Genomic DNA, 21278 nt, shown 5'->3' on the forward strand with positions numbered 1-21278 from the left:
AAGCAACCCCTGTCCCGACCTCTCTTTTGGAAGGACGATGAATCATGCGCTTGGAGACCTACCAACACTTAGTTGATATTTTAGAAACCAGCAACACCCCGATGAGCACACAAGAAATTGCCACAAAAATTCAATTAAGCCGCTCGGTAACCAGCTTATACTTAAATAAATTATTGGAAAAAGGTGAAGTCCAACAAACGGGAAAAAAACCCGTTTATTGGCAATTAACCCGTGCAACAACCCCCACGACCGATGTGTTTCGACAATACATCGGTAGCCAAGGCAGCGCCAAAAAAGCCATCGAACAATGCAAAGCCGCTATGTTGTATCCCCCATTGGGTATGCCTTTATTAATCCATGGAGCCAGTGGCGTCGGCAAAAGCTTTTTGGCAAAGTTGATTTATGAATATCTGAAAAATGAACAAATCATTGGCCTGGAAAAATTCTACACCTTTAACTGTGCCGATTATGCCAACAATCCCGAATTGCTATCATCCATTCTCTTCGGCCATACCAAAGGCGCATTCACTGGAGCTGAATCAGAAAAGCAAGGACTCTTAGCCCAAGCTAATAATTCCGTACTCTTTTTAGATGAAGTACATCGATTATCCAACGAAAACCAAGAAAAACTCTTTCAGTTTATGGATACAGGGACCTTCCGCCCCATTGGTGAAGAAGGAAAAATGGTGCATTCCAAGGTTCGACTACTATTTGCGACCACCGAAAACCCGAAAAAAGTCTTATTACCAACCTTTTATCGCCGAATTTCCGTAATCGTCTCACTTCCGAACTTCAAAGAGCGCCCCATTCGAGAACGGATTGCGATTTTGAAAAACTTATTCCACCGAGAAGCGAAACGAATGACCAAAGACATCAACGTGGACGAAGAAATCTTTACGGCATTATTAGAAAATGACGAACCTGGTAACGTGGGAAGTTTATCCAACAAAGTGCAGCTCCTTTGCGCGTCGCAATTACGAAAAACTTTGCCCAATCAACCCGTCGTCATTGGCGATGCGACTCAACCAATGATTGCGATTCCTTTAGACAAAGAAGTGTTAGAAGAAGACACACTTTCTTCCGATATTTTCGCAACATTTGAAGCCTTATTTACAAAAGAAAAAACACTGGCCCACTTAAAAACTGAACTGACACAATTCATTAAATATTGTTTAGACGATGAAATAACCTTAGAAAATGATTACTTTTTACAAAACCTAGTCACGGAAGTCCAAACCAAAAACAAACTAATTATTAACCAACCTGAACAAACTGAAAAACCGATGAAAGATGTTGCCAAATTGCTGAAAATTTTACCGCCAACATTTAACGAAACAATGCTCCTTCCAGTCCAAGCACAGTTAAAAGAACACTATCCGCGAACGGTTTCCCTCGTCAAAAACTTAGTCAGTCCGCTGCCAGAAGAATACCGTTTCTTGACAGAGGTACTCTTATCTGTATTACTCAGCGGGGAAATTTCTGAAACGATTCCTTACCAAGCGCTCCTCGTGGCGCATGGTGAATCGACTGCCACAAGTATTCAAGCCGTTGCCAACAAATTATGTGGTACCTATATTTTCGATGCGATTAACATGCCCTTAACCTCCTCCGTCCGAGATATCGTCGCCGAAGTTAAAGACTGGCTTTCTCAGCGGGACACATCACAAGGCGTCATTATGCTCGTCGATATGGGTTCCCTGACACAACTTTATAAAAGTTTGAAACCGCAAATTCTTGGAGAACTCTTGGTGATCAACAACCTGACCACTGCCTATGCGTTGGAAATTGGTCATCAATTAATGAACGAACAACTTTTCTATGGTATTGCTAAAACCGCTGAAAAAAAATTTAAAACCGATGTACAGTACTTTGAAGGCTTTTCAGTGGAAAAAAATATCATTGTCTCTAGTATTTCAGGTCTGGATATTGCCAAGCAAATCAAACAAATCTGTCAAAAATACCTGTATACTGACATTAAAGTCATTACCCTAAAATACAAAGATTTGGTAAACACGTTAGACATTGCCAACGCCGAAGAAAATTATTTAAAAGAAACCTCGCTCATTTTGACGACGTCCTACTTAGACAATCATACGAATGTTGCTAGCGTGAATCTCTTAGACATGTTAGACGAAGATGCAGGAACCCAGTTGATGGAACCTTTCCAAAACTTGATGCATCCCAATAACATTGATAGCATGATTAACGAGTTTGTTCACTTCTTCTCGAAAGAAGGCTTGTCAGAAAAACTAGAATTTCTAAATCCTGACGTCATTATTAAACAAGTCGAAAACGTTACAAAAAACATTGAAAAACGCTTCGACCTCACACTCAGCGGCAAAATGAAATTTAACTTAATGATGCACAACGCGCTCATGGTAGAGCGGACAATGCTCGGCGTTGAAGACTATGAAATCCCTGCTAACCTTGAGGAACTAACCATTAACCAAAAACCATTTTTCCAAAATGCTAAGAACATTTTCTATACCCTAGAACAGTTTTATCGAATAGAAATTTCCAACTGGGAACTCTATGTGATTTATGAAATTTTGTCTTCTCGGTGAGAGGGGATGGGAAAAGCCACTTTCCAGAGGAAAGTGGCTTTTTTAGTTTGTGTTCTGCGTTAAAAATTCATACATATTAGGTTCTACAGGTGTTTCTAAGGTAAAGTCTAGTTTAACGACGCTTTTTTTCTTACCCTCTTTGTCTTGTTTTTCGACTTGTTGGATAGTTTCTTGAAGAGGGGCTACTTCGCCTAGATAATAGAAATCTGTTTCGTTCTCTTTTTGATTATATTTCCGTTTCACAAATAAATGAAATTTATATTCCCCAGGATTCCGCAAAAGTTGAACTTCTGGCGAGCGTAGATTTCTAGGCGCTTTTGTATACCAATGGAATGTTCGTTCATCAATAAATTCATCCTCATAAGCAATACGTGCAGCTTTAAAATCTTTGCCTTTATCCAAAGTTACAAAAATAGCAAAATGATTATTACTGTTTGTATATCCACCAATACTTTGTTCATTTTGATTAAAGTTCATATTTAATAATCGTAAAACATCTTTACGACGATATTTTTTGTATAAATTTAACGGTTGGGATAAATCATACTCCATAGATTTGTTAATCCCTGTATGGATTACATCTAACATCAAATTGATGAAATAAGAATTCTTTTTAAACTCTCTGAATTTTTCTGTTATTTGTAAACAATTTTCTTTCATCTTAAACATTTGTGATAACAAATAACGTTTTCTAATTGTTGATTCGTAAAAAGATAAATCTAAGACTTTAACAACAGATGCTAGAGTATCTGTCGTATACGTCAGGTTAAACGTATCAAACAGCGCTGTGATTTCCTCTAAAGATAACTGTTCTTTATCTGTCATTAAAAATTCTTCAATAACATAAAGTTCATGCGGGCGAATTCCTGATAGCAATTCTACAGAAACAAATTTTAGTGCACCGTTTTCTTCTTCACTTAATTTAGCTTCTGTTTCCCCAATTCTCTCCAAGAAATTATAGTATGTTTTTTCTTTACCTATAATCAACAATGGATCCACGCCATTTAACACTTGAAAATCATTCAGGTAAGGAACCCTATTCAACCGATTTTTCAACTTAAAATAACTAGCTTTTAGTTCCGACATCGCATCTAATTTAGCTTGATCAATTGATTTAAAGATACGTTCACGAGCAACTTTTTCAAAATTAATTGAAGATAAACCACTGATATACGTCACATCAATTGTATCGCGACGTAAACTATTCTTAGTTTGAGAACTATCTCCAGATAAAGCCATAGGAATCATATAGTTATTTTTATAATTACCAATAAAATCAATTACCGTAACAAATTCTTTTGATGGGTCTTTTCTTAGCCCCCGACCTAATTGCTGAATAAAAATAATACTAGATTGCGTATTTCGCAGCATAATTACTTGATTTACTTTAGGGATATCAATGCCTTCATTAAAAATATCAACCGTGAAGATATAATGAATCTCTCCAGTATCTAAACGCTTAATTTCCTTTTCTCTTTTATCAAAATTATGGTCACCAGATAAATAAGCACTCGGAATTCCACGATCGTTAAACATCTCTGCTAACTGCCTTGCTTCGTCTTTACGACTACAAAACACCAAGCCTCGAGGACTATCTCCCGAATAACCATAATAGTTAATTTTTTTTATTAAAAAATCAACTCGTTCTTCCTGTAGCAAACGTTTTAAATCGGTTGTTTCATCAATGATTTCACCATCTTTTTCATAATCAGTTACGCCAAAATAATAAAATGGACAAAGCAGTTCTGCTTCTAAAGCGGCTTGCAAACGTATTTCATACGCTACATTATAATCAAATAGCTCAAAGATATTAAAATTATCTGTTCTTTCAGGTGTAGCCGTCATTCCCAATAAAAACTTGGGATTGAAAAATTCAATGGCTTTAATATAAGATTTCGCTCCAGCTTTATGGACTTCATCAATCAAAATATAGTCAAACGCTTCTTTTCCTAAACGCTCTTGATATTCACTTTTAGATACTGTTTGAATTGTTCCAAATAGATATTTTGCATCAAAATTCTTAGAATTCCCTGATAAAACACCATAATCATCATCTTTTCCACCTAAAATCAATTTGAATGATTCTAATGCTTTCATTAAAATTAGCTCACTATGAACAATAAATAATACACGTTTAGGATTGAATTGCTGCACATCAAATGCTGCTAGATACGTTTTCCCTGTACCAGTCGCCGAAACAATCATTCCCTTAGTTGCGCCCGTTTCTCTAAGCGCTTTTAAACTTCTAAGCGCTTCTTTCTGCATAGAGTTCGGCAAAATATATTGCGTATCTAAACACTCGTTTTCAGAAACATCTTGCACTAACATCTTTCTATTAACAATAGGATGATAATTTTTTTCAAATGCATCGACCCATTCTAGGGTTAGCGACTGTGCCTCATGCCATTCTTGAATGAGATGCTTTTGAATAGAAGAAACCATCTCGCCATTCTCTCTTGAAGTTAATCTAACATTCCACTCATAGTTAAGTTTCAAAGCAGACATTGTTAGGTTCGAACTACCAATAACAAAGCTTTGATAATCCTCCATCTCAAACAAATATCCTTTTGAATGAAAACCTTCTTTTTTAGAAACTCGTACTTCTACATTTGGAATATTCAACAATGCTCGAAATACGTGTGGATCATTAAAATTTAAGTATGTTGATGTTAAAATTTTTCCAGAGATTCCACGCAAAGCCAGATCAGCCAGTTGTGTTTTTATTGCATTTAAGCCACTAGGTGTTATAAATGCAACGGCTATAAAAAAAGTCTTACAGCTTTTCAAATCTTTACTCAATGTATTCAATAAATAATCATGTTTTTTGGGATTGTTAACAATAAATTTAGGTGTAAGTTCGTCACCTAGAGCTTCCTTATTAATAAATGCCTTTTGTAACGCCAATTCTAAATTATCCATTTTGTTCAGTTCCCACACCTTTTTCTACTAATTTTTCCACAGTAGGAATATCAGCAGGCGCCCACTCAAGTTGGTTTAATTCATTTGGCGTTAGCCATTTAATTTGTAGATGTTCTGTCAACTGAGGTTCACCTGATTCTAAATAACAGATAAATGTAGTTAAATTAACGAAACCAAAATCATACTCATATCGACAAAAAGCATACTCTTCCTTGACGATCGTTACTTCTATTTTTAATTCTTCTTGCAATTCACGTTCAAGCGCTTGAACTTTCGTCTCACCATTCTCGATTTTTCCACCAGGAAATTCCCAAAGATTTGCTAATGCACGTTCAGGTCCTCTTTGACAACACAAAACTTTCCCGTTCTCCACTATGATTGCTCCTACTACGTGAATTTCTTTTTTCATATATTTTAACCCTCTAATCTAATTGATTTTGTTAGTTTTATTATATTTAGGATCGCATAAATAAGCTATGGTTGCAATATTAGTGGCGTAAATTTCATTTATTATATTTGTTTTTTGATTTACTATACTTTAATTATTTAATAACTCTTCAGTTTAAACATACTAATCTCTCAAAAAACCGCAACTTACTCCCTCCAAAACGCAAGAGAGAAAAAGTTAATAAAGAAATATCTCCCAAAAACGTATGATGAATTCAAAGAAAAAAGAAATAGCGGCGATCAAAATGAGGAAATCAACTAAAAAGAAATGTATCATCTGCGTAAGTGCGTTATTCGGAATGAGGATACTTGCTGAAATCGGAATCAATTATTCTCTTGGTAAGCGAACATGTTCGCAACGACTCCAAATAATTAACGTTTTGAGAACTGTGAAGCTTTACGGGCTTTTTTAAGATCTGATTTTGTGACAGAGATTTTGAAATAGTTGAAGAATCCTTTAACAGCAATAGATTAAACAATTTTTCAAAATGAATTTCAGCACATTTTAAGACCATCATACCTCAAGACGTACCCAAAAATATGCGTGAATCAGAACAATAATAAAATAAAAATCAGAAGATATATTTCACGTTTTTATCGTTCATTTTTAGTAACTAAAACAGAGATTTAAAGAGTATCATATCTATATATTTATCTCAAATAGTCCGACAGAAGTTCTTTTTCTTTTTGTTTTCTAAGTGAATCTATCCTTGTTGTAATAACTAAAGCATGTGAAATATATTTTATACCTTCAAAAATATCAAGCAAGCTATTCAAGAAATTAATTTCTTTATCCAATAAAGGAACTAAACTACCTGTCCAACTATGTGTACGCATGGTTAAATATAATTTTTCAACAAAAGGAGCGTCAATATCTTTATCTTTGAGCAATTCGAATAACTGTAGTAATACCTCATCATCAAATATTTCAAGAGACAGATTGTACAAATTAACCAATCTATTCTCATCCTCAGTATCAAGCACTTCTGCTTTTACAAACTCTAAAGCACGTTCAGTATTTGCTTTGAATATTCCTTCCAAATATGGGTCTACTCCAACATAAATCACACGATTTTCTCGGATTAAAAAGTCTAAATACTTTCTAATCCCATCCTCTGCAACTTCGGATGTCCATATGCGCTCTAATTGAGCATCATATTTGGCAAAACTTAAACTTCCTCTTAAAGCATTTAGTTTCACAAGAAATAAATAAATAAAATTAATATCTTGCTCTTCTAATAAACTCTTGAAAAGTTCTCCTGATTTATCAACTTCTTCACTACCTAAAATATCTAAATATATTTCTTTTAAATCTTTGTAGCCCACTATATTTATAATTCTTTTTGCAATATCTTCAAAAACATAATCAGGTATGAAAAATCGTCCCAATATTTTTCCTTCTCCAAGCTTATTCCTTAAAACATCTAAAATAGCTCTATCTTTTTCAATATAATTTTCAAAAGATAAAATATTAAAAGTATTTATTTTCTCATAATTTTTAAGTTCCTTTAAAAATAAGATAAGCTCTTGTATCCTATCTTTATTAATACTTTTACATGTTAACAGATTGGAAAGATACCATCTTTCATCAAGTTCTTTTTCAATGCTACTTAAAATATTTTTACCTTCTTCAAATGATAACTTTTCCATGTAAAAGTTAAAGTTGTAATACGAGAGAACGAAATCACTATTCAATAGAACTGTTAACATTTTCACTTTATCTTCTACGTTCAATTTTAAGTACAATAAAAGTAGTGATTCTTCCAACTCATATTTATTTAGTAATTCATCTGACTGGTATTCCGCAAGTACATTAAACAACCATAACCAGTCATTAGAATGTTCGCCAAAAACTTCACTAAGATTTTTTATTCTTAATTTTTGAATCTTTTCATAGTCAAATTCCTCTGCCATATAATCTAGCCCATTAGATGAAAATATCTCATAAATTTTTTGCCTAATTGATGGTTCATATTCAAAGAATGGCTGAGATTTCAGTTTTAGCTTCTTTGCTTCTGAATTCAATTTGAATACTATCGCTTCTTGTCTAACACCTGGCTTACTCAAATCTTTAAAAAAAAGATTTTCTATACATTTTAAATCCGAACTAACTGTTTCTAAAAAACAGTTCTCCACTTCATAGACTGGATAATTAAATAATAGTTTATCTATATGGTTATTAACTTCTACATATTCCAAATTAAAAATTTCAAAGAGCATATAAAATATTTTTGTATGAAGTTCAATTAGGTAATCTCCATCAACTAATCTGTAGTGCCTAAAGCCCCCTGCTTGACCATAAGAAATTAACTTTTCCCCAGAAAACTCTAAAAATTTTTCAGCAATATTAACAATTAGCAATGCTGTCAACTCATTAATAGTTTCTTGTTTTGAGAAAATTTCAAAAATACAAAATCTTTTTTCTAGATAAGAATTCCGATCCTCTTCAATATCAAAATTCGATTTGATCGCTGAAAAAACTTCATAAACTTTATCCTGTCTCCTTTTTAAGTATTCCATAAGAAGTATACCAGCATCATTAAATCTTTCACCGCTTGACAATGAACAAAGAATCTCAATAATCGGATCATCGACTCGATTATTTCTTTTTTTCTCTTCAAATTCTTTTTGAGATATTTGATACTCACTAGGGTTAGCAGATTGTATCTTCTCGTTAACGTAGGCAAGTGCTTCAATAGGTATTAATACCCCGTATTGTGTTAGAAAACGTTCTTTATCCACATCTATAATACCTTCATTATAGACATACTTTATCTCAGCTGTTAAGTAATCTATCCAGTCATTTGAGGATTTAAAATTATTAACAAGTACAAGCATCTCAACAATCTCTTTTGCATTTTCAGGGAACAAACTGATGAAAAAGTCTCTTACTTTAAAAACTTTGTTATCTGCAATAAAATCTATTATCACAAAATCAGACAAACTTTGGTCACTGATCTTAGCCGCTTTATCTTGAAATATGTCACATAACTCTTTATCGTGTAATTGCCTTATTGCAAGTAAAAAGCTATCAAAATCTATTTTAAAAAATTTCAGCAATTCTCCCAAAGATTCTTTATCAGTCAAATTCAACTTATGTTTAAAACTCAAAATAAACAAACTGATTTTCTCATTTGGAGAAAGAGAATTTTCTTTGATAATTTGATTATAATAACTACCTAATACCTCTTTTTCATTATCAATAAATTCATACTTTTTTTCTTTCGTCATAATAGCTGCAATTACTGCTATTCTAGGATTATTATGAGATAATTTCATTATTTTTCTCAAGTTACTAGTAGAAACTTTATTTATACTGTTGATTAGTAACTCAATCTGTTTATCACTCATTAAAGTCACTTTTTGTATTTTTGTTTTAAAAGACTTTAACTGATTAATAATTCCTGAAAGTGCATAGTCTCTTACAGTAATAATAATTTTCAACTTCTGTTCATACTCTTCTAATCTCAACAAATTAACAATTGCATCGAAATTAGTGATCGTATTGGCATCATCTAAAAATAAGTAATTTACTTTATTGCTATCTAATGCATCCTTAACATCTTGATAAACAGGCATACTATTGCTTTTAACACAAATCACATTACTATTTAAAGGCAATCTTTTGCATATCTCAATAGCTAGCTTCGTTTTTCCCGTTCCAGATACTCCGGATAGTAAAAGAATCTGATAATCATTTATGCCTTCTACCAATTCTTCAATTGTTTGTGTTTCATCAATATAAGAGGTATTTAGAGGAGCATTAGTTTTACTTTTATCATGAACGGAAATAAATTGTTCTATATTCCAAACTTGCTCCGTTGATTCTATTATTCCAAGAAATTCCTTTGTAATATCTTGATATTTAAACTGAAGAAGGTCGTGGGATAATGTGTCTATACCAATGAGAGTTAGCTCTATTGAACCAGCCAACTCTCTGAGCTCTTTATCTTTTGCTACAGTTAAATTAGAAGAGGTGTGACAACAAATTATTTCTTGAATATCTTTTTTGCTAATTTTTGTTTTTTCAATTGCTTCTTTAATATCTATCTCTAACTTAGCTGTAGAGTCTGCTCTCGTACCATACATAACTAAAACGTATCTATTAATTTGATTATCAAAGAAGTATGTATCAGGTATTCCTTTTGTTGTCTTATCAGTCCCCTCCATAGAACCTAGAGATACGATATTTCCCCAACTTCTTTTACGATAAAGATAACTATCACATAATTTTTGAAATTTCCCTCCCTCTAGTTGTTTGATTTCATTTTGAATTCTATTCAACCTTGACATTTTCCCCCTCCTAATCTATCCACATCAAAACTGCTACTAGAATAGCTCATAGTACTTCGTTTGTAACAACTTTCTATACCATTATATATTTTATTGTGTACTTTCCCTATAAAATATAGTTTATCATATTTTCATTGAACAGAAACCTTATAACATCAACTAAAAATTTGATTCATTTTACAGTTTGCCTACTTAAGTTACAGTTTTAATTTTTTTCTTCTTTTGCTAAACTCATTTTGAGGTGATGAATATGTATAAAAATAGACTGAAAGATTTAATGCTAGAAAGAAATATTAGTAACCACAAACTAGCAAAAGAAACTGCAATATCTCGGCAAGCTATTAGTAAGATTAAAAACAATGAATTTCATGATATTTCCGTTAATGTATTAACTGAGTTGTTAGAATATTTTGACGTATCTTTTGATGAATTTGGAACAATATATACCCGTGAAGAGTGCTTACAAGCATTCCTACCTAATAAAGGTTTTAATCATGAAAATTTGGATCTATTAGAATCTTTACTTTCTAAAAACCTTCATATTTCATGCAAGTATCATCCTTATTCGTCAAAACAATGCTTGAATATTTATTCCAAAGGATATTTCAAAAAGTTTTCTTTTTCAGGAAATATGCGAATCAATACTACTTTATATGGATTAACATTTGAGATAACAGATTTTGATTTATATAAAAAAAGTGAAAATTTTCACTTTGATGATTTCTATAATTTCTATAAAAAATTCATTATTCAACTAGAGAACTATGCTTTAATATTAGGATTTACTCAAATAGTTATAAATATCAACTCTTATACGGACAAAGATTTACAAACATACTTAGAGCCTAGAGCAGTAAATTTAAAAGATTTACAGTTTTTAGTAAATAATTACAAATATTCTAATAGAGAAAATGAATTAATTAAAACATCAATCATTAAGAATCGAGGTTACATAGAACATAGCAGCAATAATTCCTATCAAAAAATAAAATCTGAAAAAGAGAGGATAAACAATTATGTAGACTGCCTAAACCAGTTGACATTTTTTGAAAAAGAACAAAAACGTATTTCTATGTTTTCAGAAGGAAATATATATTCCAACCACGATACAAAAAAATTTATCAAACAACTAAATACAGAAATTATCCCCAAAGAAAAGCTCGAAAAGGATGTCAAAAGACGATGGGGGTGGTGATGTTCTCATTTTCTTTCATCTTTCTCTATGCTATACTAATCTCGGCAACTTGCCCCCAAGGGGGGTGTGTAATATTGGATGAGCTTCTATCGTTAGTCATTGCGCCTATATTTGTAGGTATTGTTATTAAACTTTTTTCTCACTGGTTAGATGAGAACGACAATGACTAAAAGCAGGTTGCCTTCTAACTCACACATTCGTCGTCGCAACGAATGTAAAGAAAAACCACTCTATTCGCCGTAGAGTGGTTTTTGTGTAATATTGATAAAGCGACTATCGTTTCGCACCATCATAGTACCAAAAATAGAGTGAAAAAGCAACAATCCTATTTCATTAAACGTTTCAATAATATTTTACCATATTCTTTAATATACCTTGGAGGTAAGAAAAACAGCTTGCTACTCTTCTCATTTAATACAAAGCTATAAGTAAATATATTAATATAATCTATATTTTTTAGTCAAGTCTTCGTAATTTTATAACCTTGGATATATCATCAATCTCCAAAGCATCTGCAATACGTTCAATGTGTTCCAAATAGATTCTTTTTCGCTTGCCATTCGCAAGATTACTGAGATTAGATGGTTCAATACCTGATAATCTCGCTAGTTCTCTCAGAGACATATTTCTTTCAGCTAGTAAGTCATTGATCAATACTTCTACTTTAACCGATGTTTTTTCTTGACTCATAGTCATTTTCTCCTTTCTAACTGTTGTCTATATAAACATCGTATAGTAAACTATTTTTATAGTGTTGTTCGTATAGACATGCATTTTATAAAAAAGGAGTGTATTTATGAGTAAAGTAGAAAAAGAAAATTTCGTCAGTTCTATCCATGTATACAGAGCAATTCATCGTATGACTCAACAAGAACTTGCAGAAAAGGTCGGTGTTTCGAGACAAACCATTCTTCAATTAGAAAAAAATCGCTATAACCCTTCTTTATTATTAGCTTTTAGGATTGCTAAATTTTTCCATGTGAGGATTGAGGATATATTCGTTGTTAAGGAAAGTTAAACAGAAAAATATGTAAGTGAACAAAATTAGAAAATTAACTAAAAAGAAATTTATCCTCTGCATAAGTGTATTTTTAGGAGGCGTATAATTTTGAAATCAGGATCCGTCCTTCTATTGGTAATAAAGATAAGCGTGTAATCAGTCTATAAGACTTGTATAGCAGAAATAATACTGTAACTGCTACAACAAAAAAAGACACTTTCCAAATTGGAAAGTGTCTTTCAAAATGATAATTGAGTGGCACTCGATTTCCAAGGAAATCTTCGTCCCAGATTGTCTTCGTAAGCGAACATGTTCGCAACGACTCCAAATAATTAACGTTTTGAGAACTGTGAAGCTTTACGGGCTTTTTTAAGACCTGGTTTTTTACGTTCAACCATACGTGCGTCACGAGTAAGTAACCCAGCGCGTTTTAAAGCAGAACGGAAGTCAGGATCTACTTGTAACAATGCACGAGCGATTCCGTGACGGATAGCTCCTGATTGTCCAGCATAGCCACCACCGTTTACGTTTACGATTACATCGTAAGCGCCTTTTGTTTCAGTTACGCCAAATGGTTGGTTGATAACTTCACGCAAGTCAGCATGTGGAATATATTCTTCTACGTCTTTTTTGTTTACAGTAATTTTACCAGTACCTGGTACTAAGCGTACGCGGGCAACTGCATTTTTACGACGGCCTGTGCCGCTATATTGTACTTGTGCCAATGAATTTCCCTCCTTAAATTAAGTTCGTGATATCTAATACTTCTGGTTGTTGTGCAGCATGTGGATGCTCAGCTCCACCGTATACGTTCAATTTAGTAAATTGTTTACGTCCTAAAGTGTTTTTAGGTAGCATACCTTTTACAGAAGTTTCGATAAGACGGCGAGAGTTTTTGTCGCGTAATTCACCAGCTGTCACTGATTTTAATCCTCCAGGATACATTGAGTGACGGTAGTAAATTTTGTCTGTAGCTTTTTTACCTGTTAATTTTACTTTATCAGCGTTAATTACGATTACGAAATCTCCAGTATCCACATGTGGTGTGAATGTTGGTTTATTTTTACCACGTAGTACAGAAGCAACAACTGCTGATAGACGTCCTAAAGGAACATCTGTTGCATCTACTACGTACCATTTACGTTCTACTTCGCCAGCTTTGGCCATATATGTTGTACGCACGTTTCTTTCCTCCAATTTTGTTTTCGATGTTTGACATACACTTGAGTTTCCGGGGCTCATTGTGGGGCAAACAATACCATTTAATATTTTACCTTCAATCACTGATAAAGTCAATGTTTTTCTGCGCTTTCAGAAAATAGATTTTCACTTATTTTTTTGTGCCTTTTAAACAGAAAAAAACCGCCAACGTCAACGTCAGCGGCTTTGGGAGTTGTTTTAAATTATGCGTCAATACCAGGCGCTTTGCCAAGTTTGGCTTGTAACATCCAAATATTTTTTTCGATGTCTGTTTTGTTTGCGATGAAAATGTCTTGTGTGCAGTCGTCGCCTTCTTCACCAGAAACTTCGATTCCTTTTGCGTAAAGGTCTGCTAAATAACGGTAGCCTGCTACTAATTTTTCCATACGTTCTGGAATGGTGCGGTCCCAGTTACCAATTTCATCTTCAATTTTTGTATTTTCTGCGAATTCACGCAATGTTGAGAATGGAGAGCCGTCCAATGTGATTAAACGTTCTGAAACAACATCTAATTGCTCATTGATTTGATCCATGTATTCATCCATTTGTGGGTGAAGTGTTAAAAATTCAGGTCCACGCATATACCAATGTGTTTGATGAATTACCACGGAAAATTGGCTTAAATCTGCAACGAGTTGGTTCAAAATTTCTTTTGTTTTTTCAAATTTCATTCTTTGTCATCCTCCTAAATATTATTTCTACACTCTTAGTGTAATATGAATTGTGAAAAAAGTACACTGAAAACCTTTCTTTTTTAAAATTATTATCAAATTATAATAATTACAATTAAGAATCTAATTAATTTCCTGAAATCGCTGTTTTTTCATCCGCAGTGACGACTTTTTGTTCCGCTTGAGTGAGGATCGTGTCGAGTGCCTCTGTCAACTGGTCAGTATCTTCTTTTCCTGTGACGAAAGCTAAAAAAAACTGATTCAGTCTCAGTTGCTCCGCTGCCGGCAAGTACCATTGTCCTTCTACTTGCTTAACCGTTAATGGCAGTTCAACTGGCTCATGGCTGACATTGATTTGTTGGATTTCTTTTTTTAAAACGTCTAACGTGTGCTGCATGTCTAGCGCTTGTGTCGCCTGTTGCGTTTGCTGAAGAAGAGCAGTGGTTGTATCTTCAATCGCCGTCACAAAATCTAAGCCCTTAATCTGAAAAGTGATTGTCGCTTGCCCATTCAATTCTTTTGTGGCTACTAGTTGATATGACGCTTTTTTCTTCACTTGAGCCAGTAATTCTGCGCTAAGCTTCTGGGCTTCAGTTTCGGTGACTTCAGCGTTCATTTCTTTTAAGCTATTGAAAAATTGCTTCTGGAACTGTTGACGGCTCGTCTGCAAATGCTCCACCAAGACTTTCGGTTCACGAAAAGTTTGAGAGAATGTCGCTGGCTTTTCTTGATAAATAAAGTAATCTACCAACTGTTGCGCTGCTTTTTCGCCGGAACGAGACGGTGCACTGCAGCTTGCTAACGCCCCAATGAATAACAGAAATAGTGGTAGTAGCTGTTTCTTCATTCCTCATCCTCATTTCCTCAAGTCTTCGTCTCTCTTCTAGTTAAGCAACTTCTCAGCCATTTGTCAAAGCTATTTACTATCAATTATTTGCGGAATTCTGCTAATTTTTGATAACTTTGTGCTAAAACTTGTTGGGTTTCTTGAAAAACAGGATACAGTTCTTGATAAACTAGCAATTGATCCGCCCGTGGCGTGACCGTTTCATGAATCAGCACCTGTTGCGCCGCTGCTTGTAAATTTGGTAACTGCCCTAAGCCTTGCCAACCTAGCAAAACAGCGCCTAATGCCGAAGCTTCGGTGCTATCAGTGAACGATAACGTTTCTCCCAGCACATCAGCCATGATTTGACGGAACACAGGGGAATCAGCAAAGCCGCCTGTCGCTCGAATCTCCTGAACGGGTCCACCGAGTTGTTTCAAATCTTCTAAAATGGTTTTTAAATTGAAACAGATGCCTTCCACCACCGCTCGAGCTAAATGTCCGGCATGGTGATTTTTGCGCAAGCCAATAAAACTTGCGCTCGCCTCTGCATTCCACAGCGGTGCTCGTTCACCTAGCAAATAAGGATGAAACAGTAAGCCATTTGCCCCGGCTGGCACAGTTGCAATTTTGGCCATAATTGGGTCATAGAGATCGGTCCCGTTTTGGATAGCTTGCTGACGTTCTTCTGCAAAAATCGTTTGGCTCGCCCAATCTAACGCAACTGCACCATTACTACTTGCGCCACCAATCACCCAGTGCTGTTCATCTAGAGCAAAACAAAACGTTTCACCTTGCGGATGCAAAAAAGGTTCCTCGACAATATACCGAAGTGCGCCGCTCGTACCAACGGTCAAAGTCGCTACACCCATTCCTAGCGCTCCCAAACCTAAATTAGACAATGGACCATCCGCGCCACCAAGAACTAAAACCGTTTCCTCCTCAACACCAAGCATCTCTTGCCAAGAAGGCGCTAACGCTGGAAAAATGAACGTTGACGGGGCAACTTTTGGCAACTGTTCCTCCTCAATAGATAAATACGCTAAAATCGACGATTCCCATTGCCGTGTGTGAATATTAAATAAACCCATTCCTGAAGCACTACTATAATCTGTCCAGTATTCGCCAAAGAAACGGTAAAAAATGTAATCCTTAATCCCAATAAACTTGGCCGCGCTCTGCGCAACGGCTGGCTGATTTTCCTGCAGCCAGCGAATCTTGTACAAAGGCGCCATTGGATGAACTGGCATGCCTGTCAATTGATAAAACAATTGGGCCGCTGGCGTTTCTTTTAACGCTTCCGCATAATCAGATGCTCGTGTATCAGCCCAAGTAATCACTTGGGTCAATGGGCGTCCTTGCGCATCCATGGCAATTAAGCCATGCATCGCTGAAGCAAAAGAAATGAGCCCAATTGGTTGATTCTTCACTTGCTGTGTGACGGTTCGAATACAGTTCACCACAGCTTGGAACAGCGTTTCTGGGTCTTGCTCCGCCATTCCTTCAGTCTCTTGAATTAATGGATAACGCACATAGCTAGAAGCTACGACTGTGCCATTTGCTTGAAAAGCCACTGCTTTGGCTTGCGTGGTGCCAACGTCGACACCAATCGCTAATTTTTCCATTTGATTCCCTCATTTCTTGTTTCTTTTATTATTCCTAACAAAAAAAGATTTGTCTAGTCAAACGAAAAAGTTTAAAAAAAGCGTAGTTTATTTTTAAGGAGGTAACCTATGTTTTTCTTGAGTCTCTTTTTGATTGGTGCCTGTTTCGGTTCTTTTTTATGCTTAGTGGCGGAGCGCTTACCAGTAGGGCGTTCTCTGTGGTGGCCCCCTTCCCACTGTCAAGGTTGCCACCAGCCTCTACAACTCTATGAATTAATTCCAGTTGTTTCGATTTTGCTGCAGCGCTTTCGTTGTCGAAAGTGTCAACAGCCAGTAGCTAAGAGTTATCTTTTAGCAGAACTTGTCATGGGCGGCTTAACCGCAAGCTGTTTTTCAGCTGGCCTGACGATTGATGCTTTGATTCTCTGGTGGTGGCTGACGAGTGCTTTCACATTATCCTTGATTGATTACTGGTATTTAGTGGTTGAACCGAAGATTCTTTATCCTAGTTTTTTTGTGCTTTGCTTACTGAAAGTGGCGGGTCAGCATTCGTTTTACTTACTGACTGGTCTTTTTTGTTTTTGTTTTTTCCAAGCCGTCTTACATTATTTTCCGGAAGCCATGGGGCGAGGGGATCTTTTGTTACTGGGTTTGTGGGGCTGTTTTTTACAGGTACCTCAGTTACTGATGCTACTATTTTTTGCCAGTAGTTATGGCCTAATCTATGGCTACAGCTGTAAATTTTTGGGGTATCCAGTTGAACAGACACTTCCTTTTGTCCCCTTTTTAAGTTTGGGCTTACTCACAATCAGTTGCTTATAGCAAATAAAAAAAAGCCGCAAGGAGCATGCTCCTTACGGCTTTTTAGGGTTTATTTATTGATGTTTTTCATCGCATCTTCAGCAGCCATTTGTGCTTCAATGTCTGAAATACTATAAACGTTTTCGCTAGCTACGCCAACTTCTTTTGGTTCCATGTTACGGTAACGAGCCATACCAGTACCAGCTGGGATGATTTTACCAATGATAACATTTTCTTTCAATCCAAGTAATGGATCTTTTTTGCCACGGATAGCAGCATCTGTTAACACGCGTGTTGTTTCTTGGAAGGATGCAGCAGATAAGAAGCTGTTTGTTTCCAATGACGCTTTGGTAATACCAAGTAAAACTGGACGACTAGTAGCAGGGACGCCACCAGCAACTAATGTGTCGTAGTTACGGTCTTTAAATTCTGCGATGTCCATTAATGTTCCTGGAAGGATTTCAGTGTCACCTGGATCCATTACGCGGATTTTACGTAACATTTGACGAACCATTACTTCGATATGTTTGTCGCCGATTTCTACCCCTTGCATACGGTAAACACGTTGTACTTCACGTAATAGGTAGTTTTCAACAGATAAAACATCACGAACTTGTAATAATTGTTTTGGATCAATTGAACCTTCTGTCAACGGTGCACCACGGTGGATGATGTCGCCTTCAGCAACTTTCATACGTGCAGTGTAAGGGACAGTATAGGTACGTGTATCTGTTTTTCCTTTGATGGTTACTTCTTTTTGACGTGTGGCAGGATCTTCAGAAATATCGATAACTTCACCGGTTACTTCTGTAATCACTGCTTGCCCTTTCGGATTACGTGCTTCAAAGATTTCTTGGATACGAGGTAAACCTTGCGTGATATCGTCACCGGCAACCCCACCGGTATGGAACGTACGCATGGTTAACTGTGTACCAGGTTCCCCGATTGATTGAGCGGCAATTGTACCAACTGCTTCTCCGACTTCAACGTCAGAACCAGTTGCCAAGTTACGTCCGTAACAGTGCTTACATACACCATGTTTTGTGTTACATGTAAAGACAGAACGGATGGTTACTTTTTCAATACCAGCGTCCACGATTTCTCTTGCAAGATCTTCAGTGATTAATTGATCCGCACCAATGATGATTGCACCAGTTTCTGGATGAACAACTGATTTACGTGTATAACGACCTAATAGACGTTCGTCTAATGGTTCGATAATTTCATTACCTTCACGAATTGCTTCGATTTCAAGACCACGGTCAGTGCCACAGTCGTCTTCACGAATGATTACGTCTTGGGCAACGTCAACTAAACGACGTGTTAAGTAACCTGAATCGGCTGTCTTCAAGGCCGTATCGGTCATCCCTTTACGAGCCCCGTGAGTTGAGATAAACATTTCTAAGACAGAAAGTCCTTCACGGAAGTTTGAGATGATTGGTAATTCCATGATTCGTCCATTCGGAGCGGCCATCAAACCACGCATACCAGCTAACTGTGTAAAGTTGGAGATGTTACCACGGGCTCCAGAGTCAGACATCATGAAGATTGGGTTACGAGCTTCCATACTTTCGATCAGTTTTTGTTGGATTTCGTCTTTGGCACCGTTCCAAACGCCGATTACACGTTCATAACGTTCGTCATCAGTAATTAAACCACGACGGAATTGTTTAGTAATTGTTTCAACTTGTTTGTGGGCAGCATCAATGATTGCTTGTTTTTCATGAAGAACCATGATATCGGCAATCCCTACCGTCATCCCAGCATAAGTTGAGTGTTTGTAACCTAAGTCTTTCATGCGGTCAAGCATTTTAGAGGTTTCCGTAATGTGGAATCTCTTGAAGACTTCAGCAATGATATTTCCAAGATTTTTCTTCTTGAATGGTAAAACTAATTCTTGCTCTTTAATGTGTGCAGGAATGTCTGTACCAGCTTCTACGAAGTATTTATCTGGTGTTTGAACAGTTAAGTTATAGTCTGTTGGTTCGTTCAAGTAAGGGAACTCAACAGGCATGATTTCGTTAAAGATGATCTTACCAACTGTGGTGATTAAGATTCGTTCTTTTTGCCAATCAGTAAATGGTTTGTCACCTAAAAGTGTTGTTTGAACCCCAATCCGTGAGTGTAAATGCACGTAGCCATTTTGCCATGCTAAAACAGCTTCGTTCATGTCGCGGAAGATCATGCCTTCCCCTTCACGGCCTTCTTCTTCCATTGTTAGGTAGTAGTTACCTAAGACCATATCTTGAGATGGTGTAACAACTGGTTTACCATCTTTCGGGTTCAAGATATTTTGGGCAGCAAGCATTAACATACGAGCTTCTGCTTGTGCTTCTTCATTTAGAGGCACGTGAACCGCCATTTGGTCTCCATCGAAATCGGCATTGTAGGCTTCACAAACTAATGGGTGAAGACGGATCGCACGACCTTCAACAAGAACAGGTTCGAAAGCTTGGATCCCTAATCTATGCAACGTAGGTGCCCGGTTAAGTAAAACTGGGTGTTCTTGGATAACTTCTTCTAAGATATCCCAAACTTCATCTTCGCCACGTTCGATTTTACGTTTCGCATTTTTAATGTTTGTCGCAATTTCACGTTGTACTAATTCACGCATTACAAATGGTTTGAATAATTCAATCGCCATTTCTTTTGGTAAACCACATTGGTACATTTTTAAGAACGGACCAACGACGATTACGGAACGACCAGAATAGTCAACACGTTTACCTAGTAAGTTTTGACGGAAACGACCTTGTTTCCCTTTCAACATGTGAGAAAGAGATTTCAATGGACGGTTACCTGGTCCAGTAACTGGACGGCCACGACGACCATTATCTATTAAAGCATCGACCGCTTCTTGTAACATCCGTTTTTCGTTTTGAACAATGATGCTTGGTGCATTTAAGTCTAATAAACGTTTTAGACGGTTGTTACGGTTGATAACACGGCGGTATAAGTCGTTTAAGTCACTTGTTGCAAAACGACCACCTTCCAATTGAACCATCGGACGTAAATCTGGTGGAATAACTGGGATAACATCCATTACCATCCAGCTTGGTTGGTTACCAGAGGCACGGAAGGCTTCTAAGATGTCTAAACGACGGATGGCACGTGTCCGTTTTTGACCAGAAGCTGTTTTCAATTCTTCTTTTAATTGCGCAACTTCGCCATCTAAATCGACGTTATCTAATAATTGTTTCACGGCTTCGGCACCCATAGCAGCTTTGAAGGCTTGGCCATATTGTTCACGTTTTTCACGATATTCGCGTTCCGTTAACAATTGTTTTTTCTCTAATGTTGTGTCACCTGGTTCGATGACAACGTATGAAGCAAAATAAATGACTTCTTCCAATGCACGAGGGCTCATGTCTAAAACAAGACCCATCCGAGATGGAATTCCTTTAAAGTACCAGATATGTGAAACTGGTGCGGCTAATTCAATATGTCCCATACGTTCACGACGTACTTTTGAACGAGTGACTTCAACGCCACAACGGTCACAGACAATACCTTTATAACGGATACGTTTATATTTACCACAAGCACATTCCCAGTCTTTGGTTGGACCAAAAATGCGTTCACAGAATAACCCTTCACGTTCGGGTTTTAATGTACGGTAGTTAATTGTTTCGGGTTTTTTAACTTCCCCATAAGACCAGCTTCTGATCTTTTCTGGTGAAGCAAGCCCTATTTGCATACTTTCGAATTTATTTACATCGATCAAAAGGAATTCCCTCCATTTCCTTATTTAGAGAAGC

At 36.3% G+C, this 21278-nt stretch carries 15 protein-coding genes; 5 read left to right on the top strand and 10 right to left on the bottom strand.

The window, feature by feature from the left end:
• The first annotated feature begins 44 nt into the window (after nucleotides 1-44).
• A complete protein-coding gene (locus tag IGK03_RS12990; RefSeq protein ID WP_002358978.1) occupies nucleotides 45-2564 on the top strand; it encodes a sigma 54-interacting transcriptional regulator in 2520 nt (839 codons plus the stop codon).
• A gap of 42 nt (nucleotides 2565-2606) precedes the next feature.
• On the opposite strand, the gene IGK03_RS12995 is transcribed toward IGK03_RS12990, so the two are convergent.
• From IGK03_RS12995 to IGK03_RS13005, 3 genes are all read right to left on the bottom strand, one after another.
• Nucleotides 2607-5483, bottom strand: a complete 2877-nt coding sequence (locus tag IGK03_RS12995) for a DUF3427 domain-containing protein (protein ID WP_202334929.1) — start codon at nucleotides 5481-5483, stop codon at nucleotides 2607-2609.
• Entirely contained in the window at nucleotides 5476-5892 is a 417-nt protein-coding gene (locus IGK03_RS13000; RefSeq protein ID WP_002381045.1) for a (deoxy)nucleoside triphosphate pyrophosphohydrolase, read from the bottom strand. Before IGK03_RS13000 ends, IGK03_RS12995 begins: the two co-directional genes overlap by 8 nt.
• A 689-nt stretch (nucleotides 5893-6581) precedes the next feature.
• Entirely contained in the window at nucleotides 6582-10223 is a 3642-nt protein-coding gene (locus tag IGK03_RS13005) for a hypothetical protein (protein ID WP_202334930.1), read from the bottom strand.
• Nucleotides 10224-10473: 250 nt separating this feature from the next.
• Here IGK03_RS13005 and IGK03_RS13010 point away from each other — a divergent pair, with 250 nt between their 5' ends.
• Both IGK03_RS13010 and IGK03_RS13015 read left to right on the top strand, forming a co-directional pair.
• Nucleotides 10474-11418, top strand: a complete 945-nt coding sequence (locus IGK03_RS13010; protein ID WP_010820350.1) for a helix-turn-helix domain-containing protein — start codon at nucleotides 10474-10476, stop codon at nucleotides 11416-11418.
• Nucleotides 11418-11588: a type I toxin-antitoxin system Fst family toxin gene (locus IGK03_RS13015; protein WP_174089884.1), complete on the top strand. Its 171-nt coding sequence runs from the start codon at nucleotides 11418-11420 to the stop codon at nucleotides 11586-11588. Before IGK03_RS13010 ends, IGK03_RS13015 begins: the two co-directional genes overlap by 1 nt.
• Nucleotides 11589-11874: 286 nt before the next feature.
• On the opposite strand, the gene IGK03_RS13020 is transcribed toward IGK03_RS13015, so the two are convergent.
• On the bottom strand, nucleotides 11875-12114 hold the full coding sequence (locus IGK03_RS13020) for a helix-turn-helix domain-containing protein (protein WP_373419330.1): 240 nt from the start codon (nucleotides 12112-12114) through the stop codon (nucleotides 11875-11877).
• Nucleotides 12115-12214: 100 nt separating this feature from the next.
• On the opposite strand from IGK03_RS13020, the gene IGK03_RS13025 reads away from it, so the two are divergent.
• Nucleotides 12215-12436, top strand: coding sequence for a helix-turn-helix transcriptional regulator (locus tag IGK03_RS13025; RefSeq protein WP_010816860.1), 222 nt, complete (start codon nucleotides 12215-12217; stop codon nucleotides 12434-12436).
• A gap of 314 nt (nucleotides 12437-12750) precedes the next feature.
• On the opposite strand, the gene rpsI is transcribed toward IGK03_RS13025, so the two are convergent.
• The 5 genes from rpsI to IGK03_RS13050 all read right to left on the bottom strand — a co-directional run bounded on the left by rpsI (nucleotide 12751) and on the right by IGK03_RS13050 (nucleotide 16740).
• Entirely contained in the window at nucleotides 12751-13143 is a 393-nt protein-coding gene (gene rpsI / locus IGK03_RS13030) for a 30S ribosomal protein S9 (RefSeq protein WP_002354786.1), read from the bottom strand.
• A gap of 13 nt (nucleotides 13144-13156) precedes the next feature.
• Nucleotides 13157-13585, bottom strand: a complete 429-nt coding sequence (gene rplM / locus IGK03_RS13035) for a 50S ribosomal protein L13 (RefSeq protein ID WP_048670019.1) — start codon at nucleotides 13583-13585, stop codon at nucleotides 13157-13159.
• A gap of 236 nt (nucleotides 13586-13821) precedes the next feature.
• Nucleotides 13822-14289 (bottom strand): Dps family protein, encoded by a 468-nt coding sequence (locus tag IGK03_RS13040; protein ID WP_002354782.1) that lies wholly within the window; start codon nucleotides 14287-14289, stop codon nucleotides 13822-13824.
• Nucleotides 14290-14416: 127 nt separating this feature from the next.
• Nucleotides 14417-15136, bottom strand: a complete 720-nt coding sequence (locus IGK03_RS13045; RefSeq protein ID WP_033625215.1) for a DUF5105 domain-containing protein — start codon at nucleotides 15134-15136, stop codon at nucleotides 14417-14419.
• A gap of 83 nt (nucleotides 15137-15219) precedes the next feature.
• Nucleotides 15220-16740 (bottom strand): gluconokinase, encoded by a 1521-nt coding sequence (locus IGK03_RS13050; RefSeq protein WP_033625216.1) that lies wholly within the window; start codon nucleotides 16738-16740, stop codon nucleotides 15220-15222.
• Between the two features lie 108 nt (nucleotides 16741-16848).
• Between IGK03_RS13050 and IGK03_RS13055 the strand changes: the two genes are divergently transcribed.
• Entirely contained in the window at nucleotides 16849-17541 is a 693-nt protein-coding gene (locus tag IGK03_RS13055) for a prepilin peptidase (RefSeq protein ID WP_002424913.1), read from the top strand.
• 49 nt (nucleotides 17542-17590) lie between these two features.
• Here the strand turns inward: IGK03_RS13055 and rpoC are convergent, their stop codons facing one another.
• On the bottom strand, nucleotides 17591-21244 hold the full coding sequence (gene rpoC / locus IGK03_RS13060; RefSeq protein ID WP_002354777.1) for a DNA-directed RNA polymerase subunit beta': 3654 nt from the start codon (nucleotides 21242-21244) through the stop codon (nucleotides 17591-17593).
• Nucleotides 21245-21278 lie beyond the last annotated feature (34 nt).

It is taken from the genome of Enterococcus sp. DIV2453a (assembly GCF_050533535.1).
GTDB lineage: Bacteria > Bacillota > Bacilli > Lactobacillales > Enterococcaceae > Enterococcus > Enterococcus faecalis.

Bases quoted from the DNA above. Each gene is read 5' to 3' on its own strand.
- IGK03_RS12990 (WP_002358978.1), top strand. From the start codon at position 45: ATGCGCTTGGAGACCTACCAACACTTAGTTGATATTTTAGAAACCAGC.
- IGK03_RS12995 (WP_202334929.1), bottom strand. From the start codon at position 5,483: ATGGATAATTTAGAATTGGCGTTACAAAAGGCATTTATTAATAAGGAA.
- IGK03_RS13000 (WP_002381045.1), bottom strand. From the start codon at position 5,892: ATGAAAAAAGAAATTCACGTAGTAGGAGCAATCATAGTGGAGAACGGG.
- IGK03_RS13005 (WP_202334930.1), bottom strand. From the start codon at position 10,223: ATGTCAAGGTTGAATAGAATTCAAAATGAAATCAAACAACTAGAGGGA.
- IGK03_RS13010 (WP_010820350.1), top strand. From the start codon at position 10,474: ATGTATAAAAATAGACTGAAAGATTTAATGCTAGAAAGAAATATTAGT.
- IGK03_RS13015 (WP_174089884.1), top strand. From the start codon at position 11,418: ATGTTCTCATTTTCTTTCATCTTTCTCTATGCTATACTAATCTCGGCA.
- IGK03_RS13020 (WP_373419330.1), bottom strand. From the start codon at position 12,114: ATGACTATGAGTCAAGAAAAAACATCGGTTAAAGTAGAAGTATTGATC.
- IGK03_RS13025 (WP_010816860.1), top strand. From the start codon at position 12,215: ATGAGTAAAGTAGAAAAAGAAAATTTCGTCAGTTCTATCCATGTATAC.
- rplM (WP_048670019.1), bottom strand. From the start codon at position 13,585: ATGGCCAAAGCTGGCGAAGTAGAACGTAAATGGTACGTAGTAGATGCA.
- IGK03_RS13040 (WP_002354782.1), bottom strand. From the start codon at position 14,289: ATGAAATTTGAAAAAACAAAAGAAATTTTGAACCAACTCGTTGCAGAT.
- IGK03_RS13045 (WP_033625215.1), bottom strand. From the start codon at position 15,136: ATGAAGAAACAGCTACTACCACTATTTCTGTTATTCATTGGGGCGTTA.
- IGK03_RS13050 (WP_033625216.1), bottom strand. From the start codon at position 16,740: ATGGAAAAATTAGCGATTGGTGTCGACGTTGGCACCACGCAAGCCAAA.
- IGK03_RS13055 (WP_002424913.1), top strand. From the start codon at position 16,849: ATGTTTTTCTTGAGTCTCTTTTTGATTGGTGCCTGTTTCGGTTCTTTT.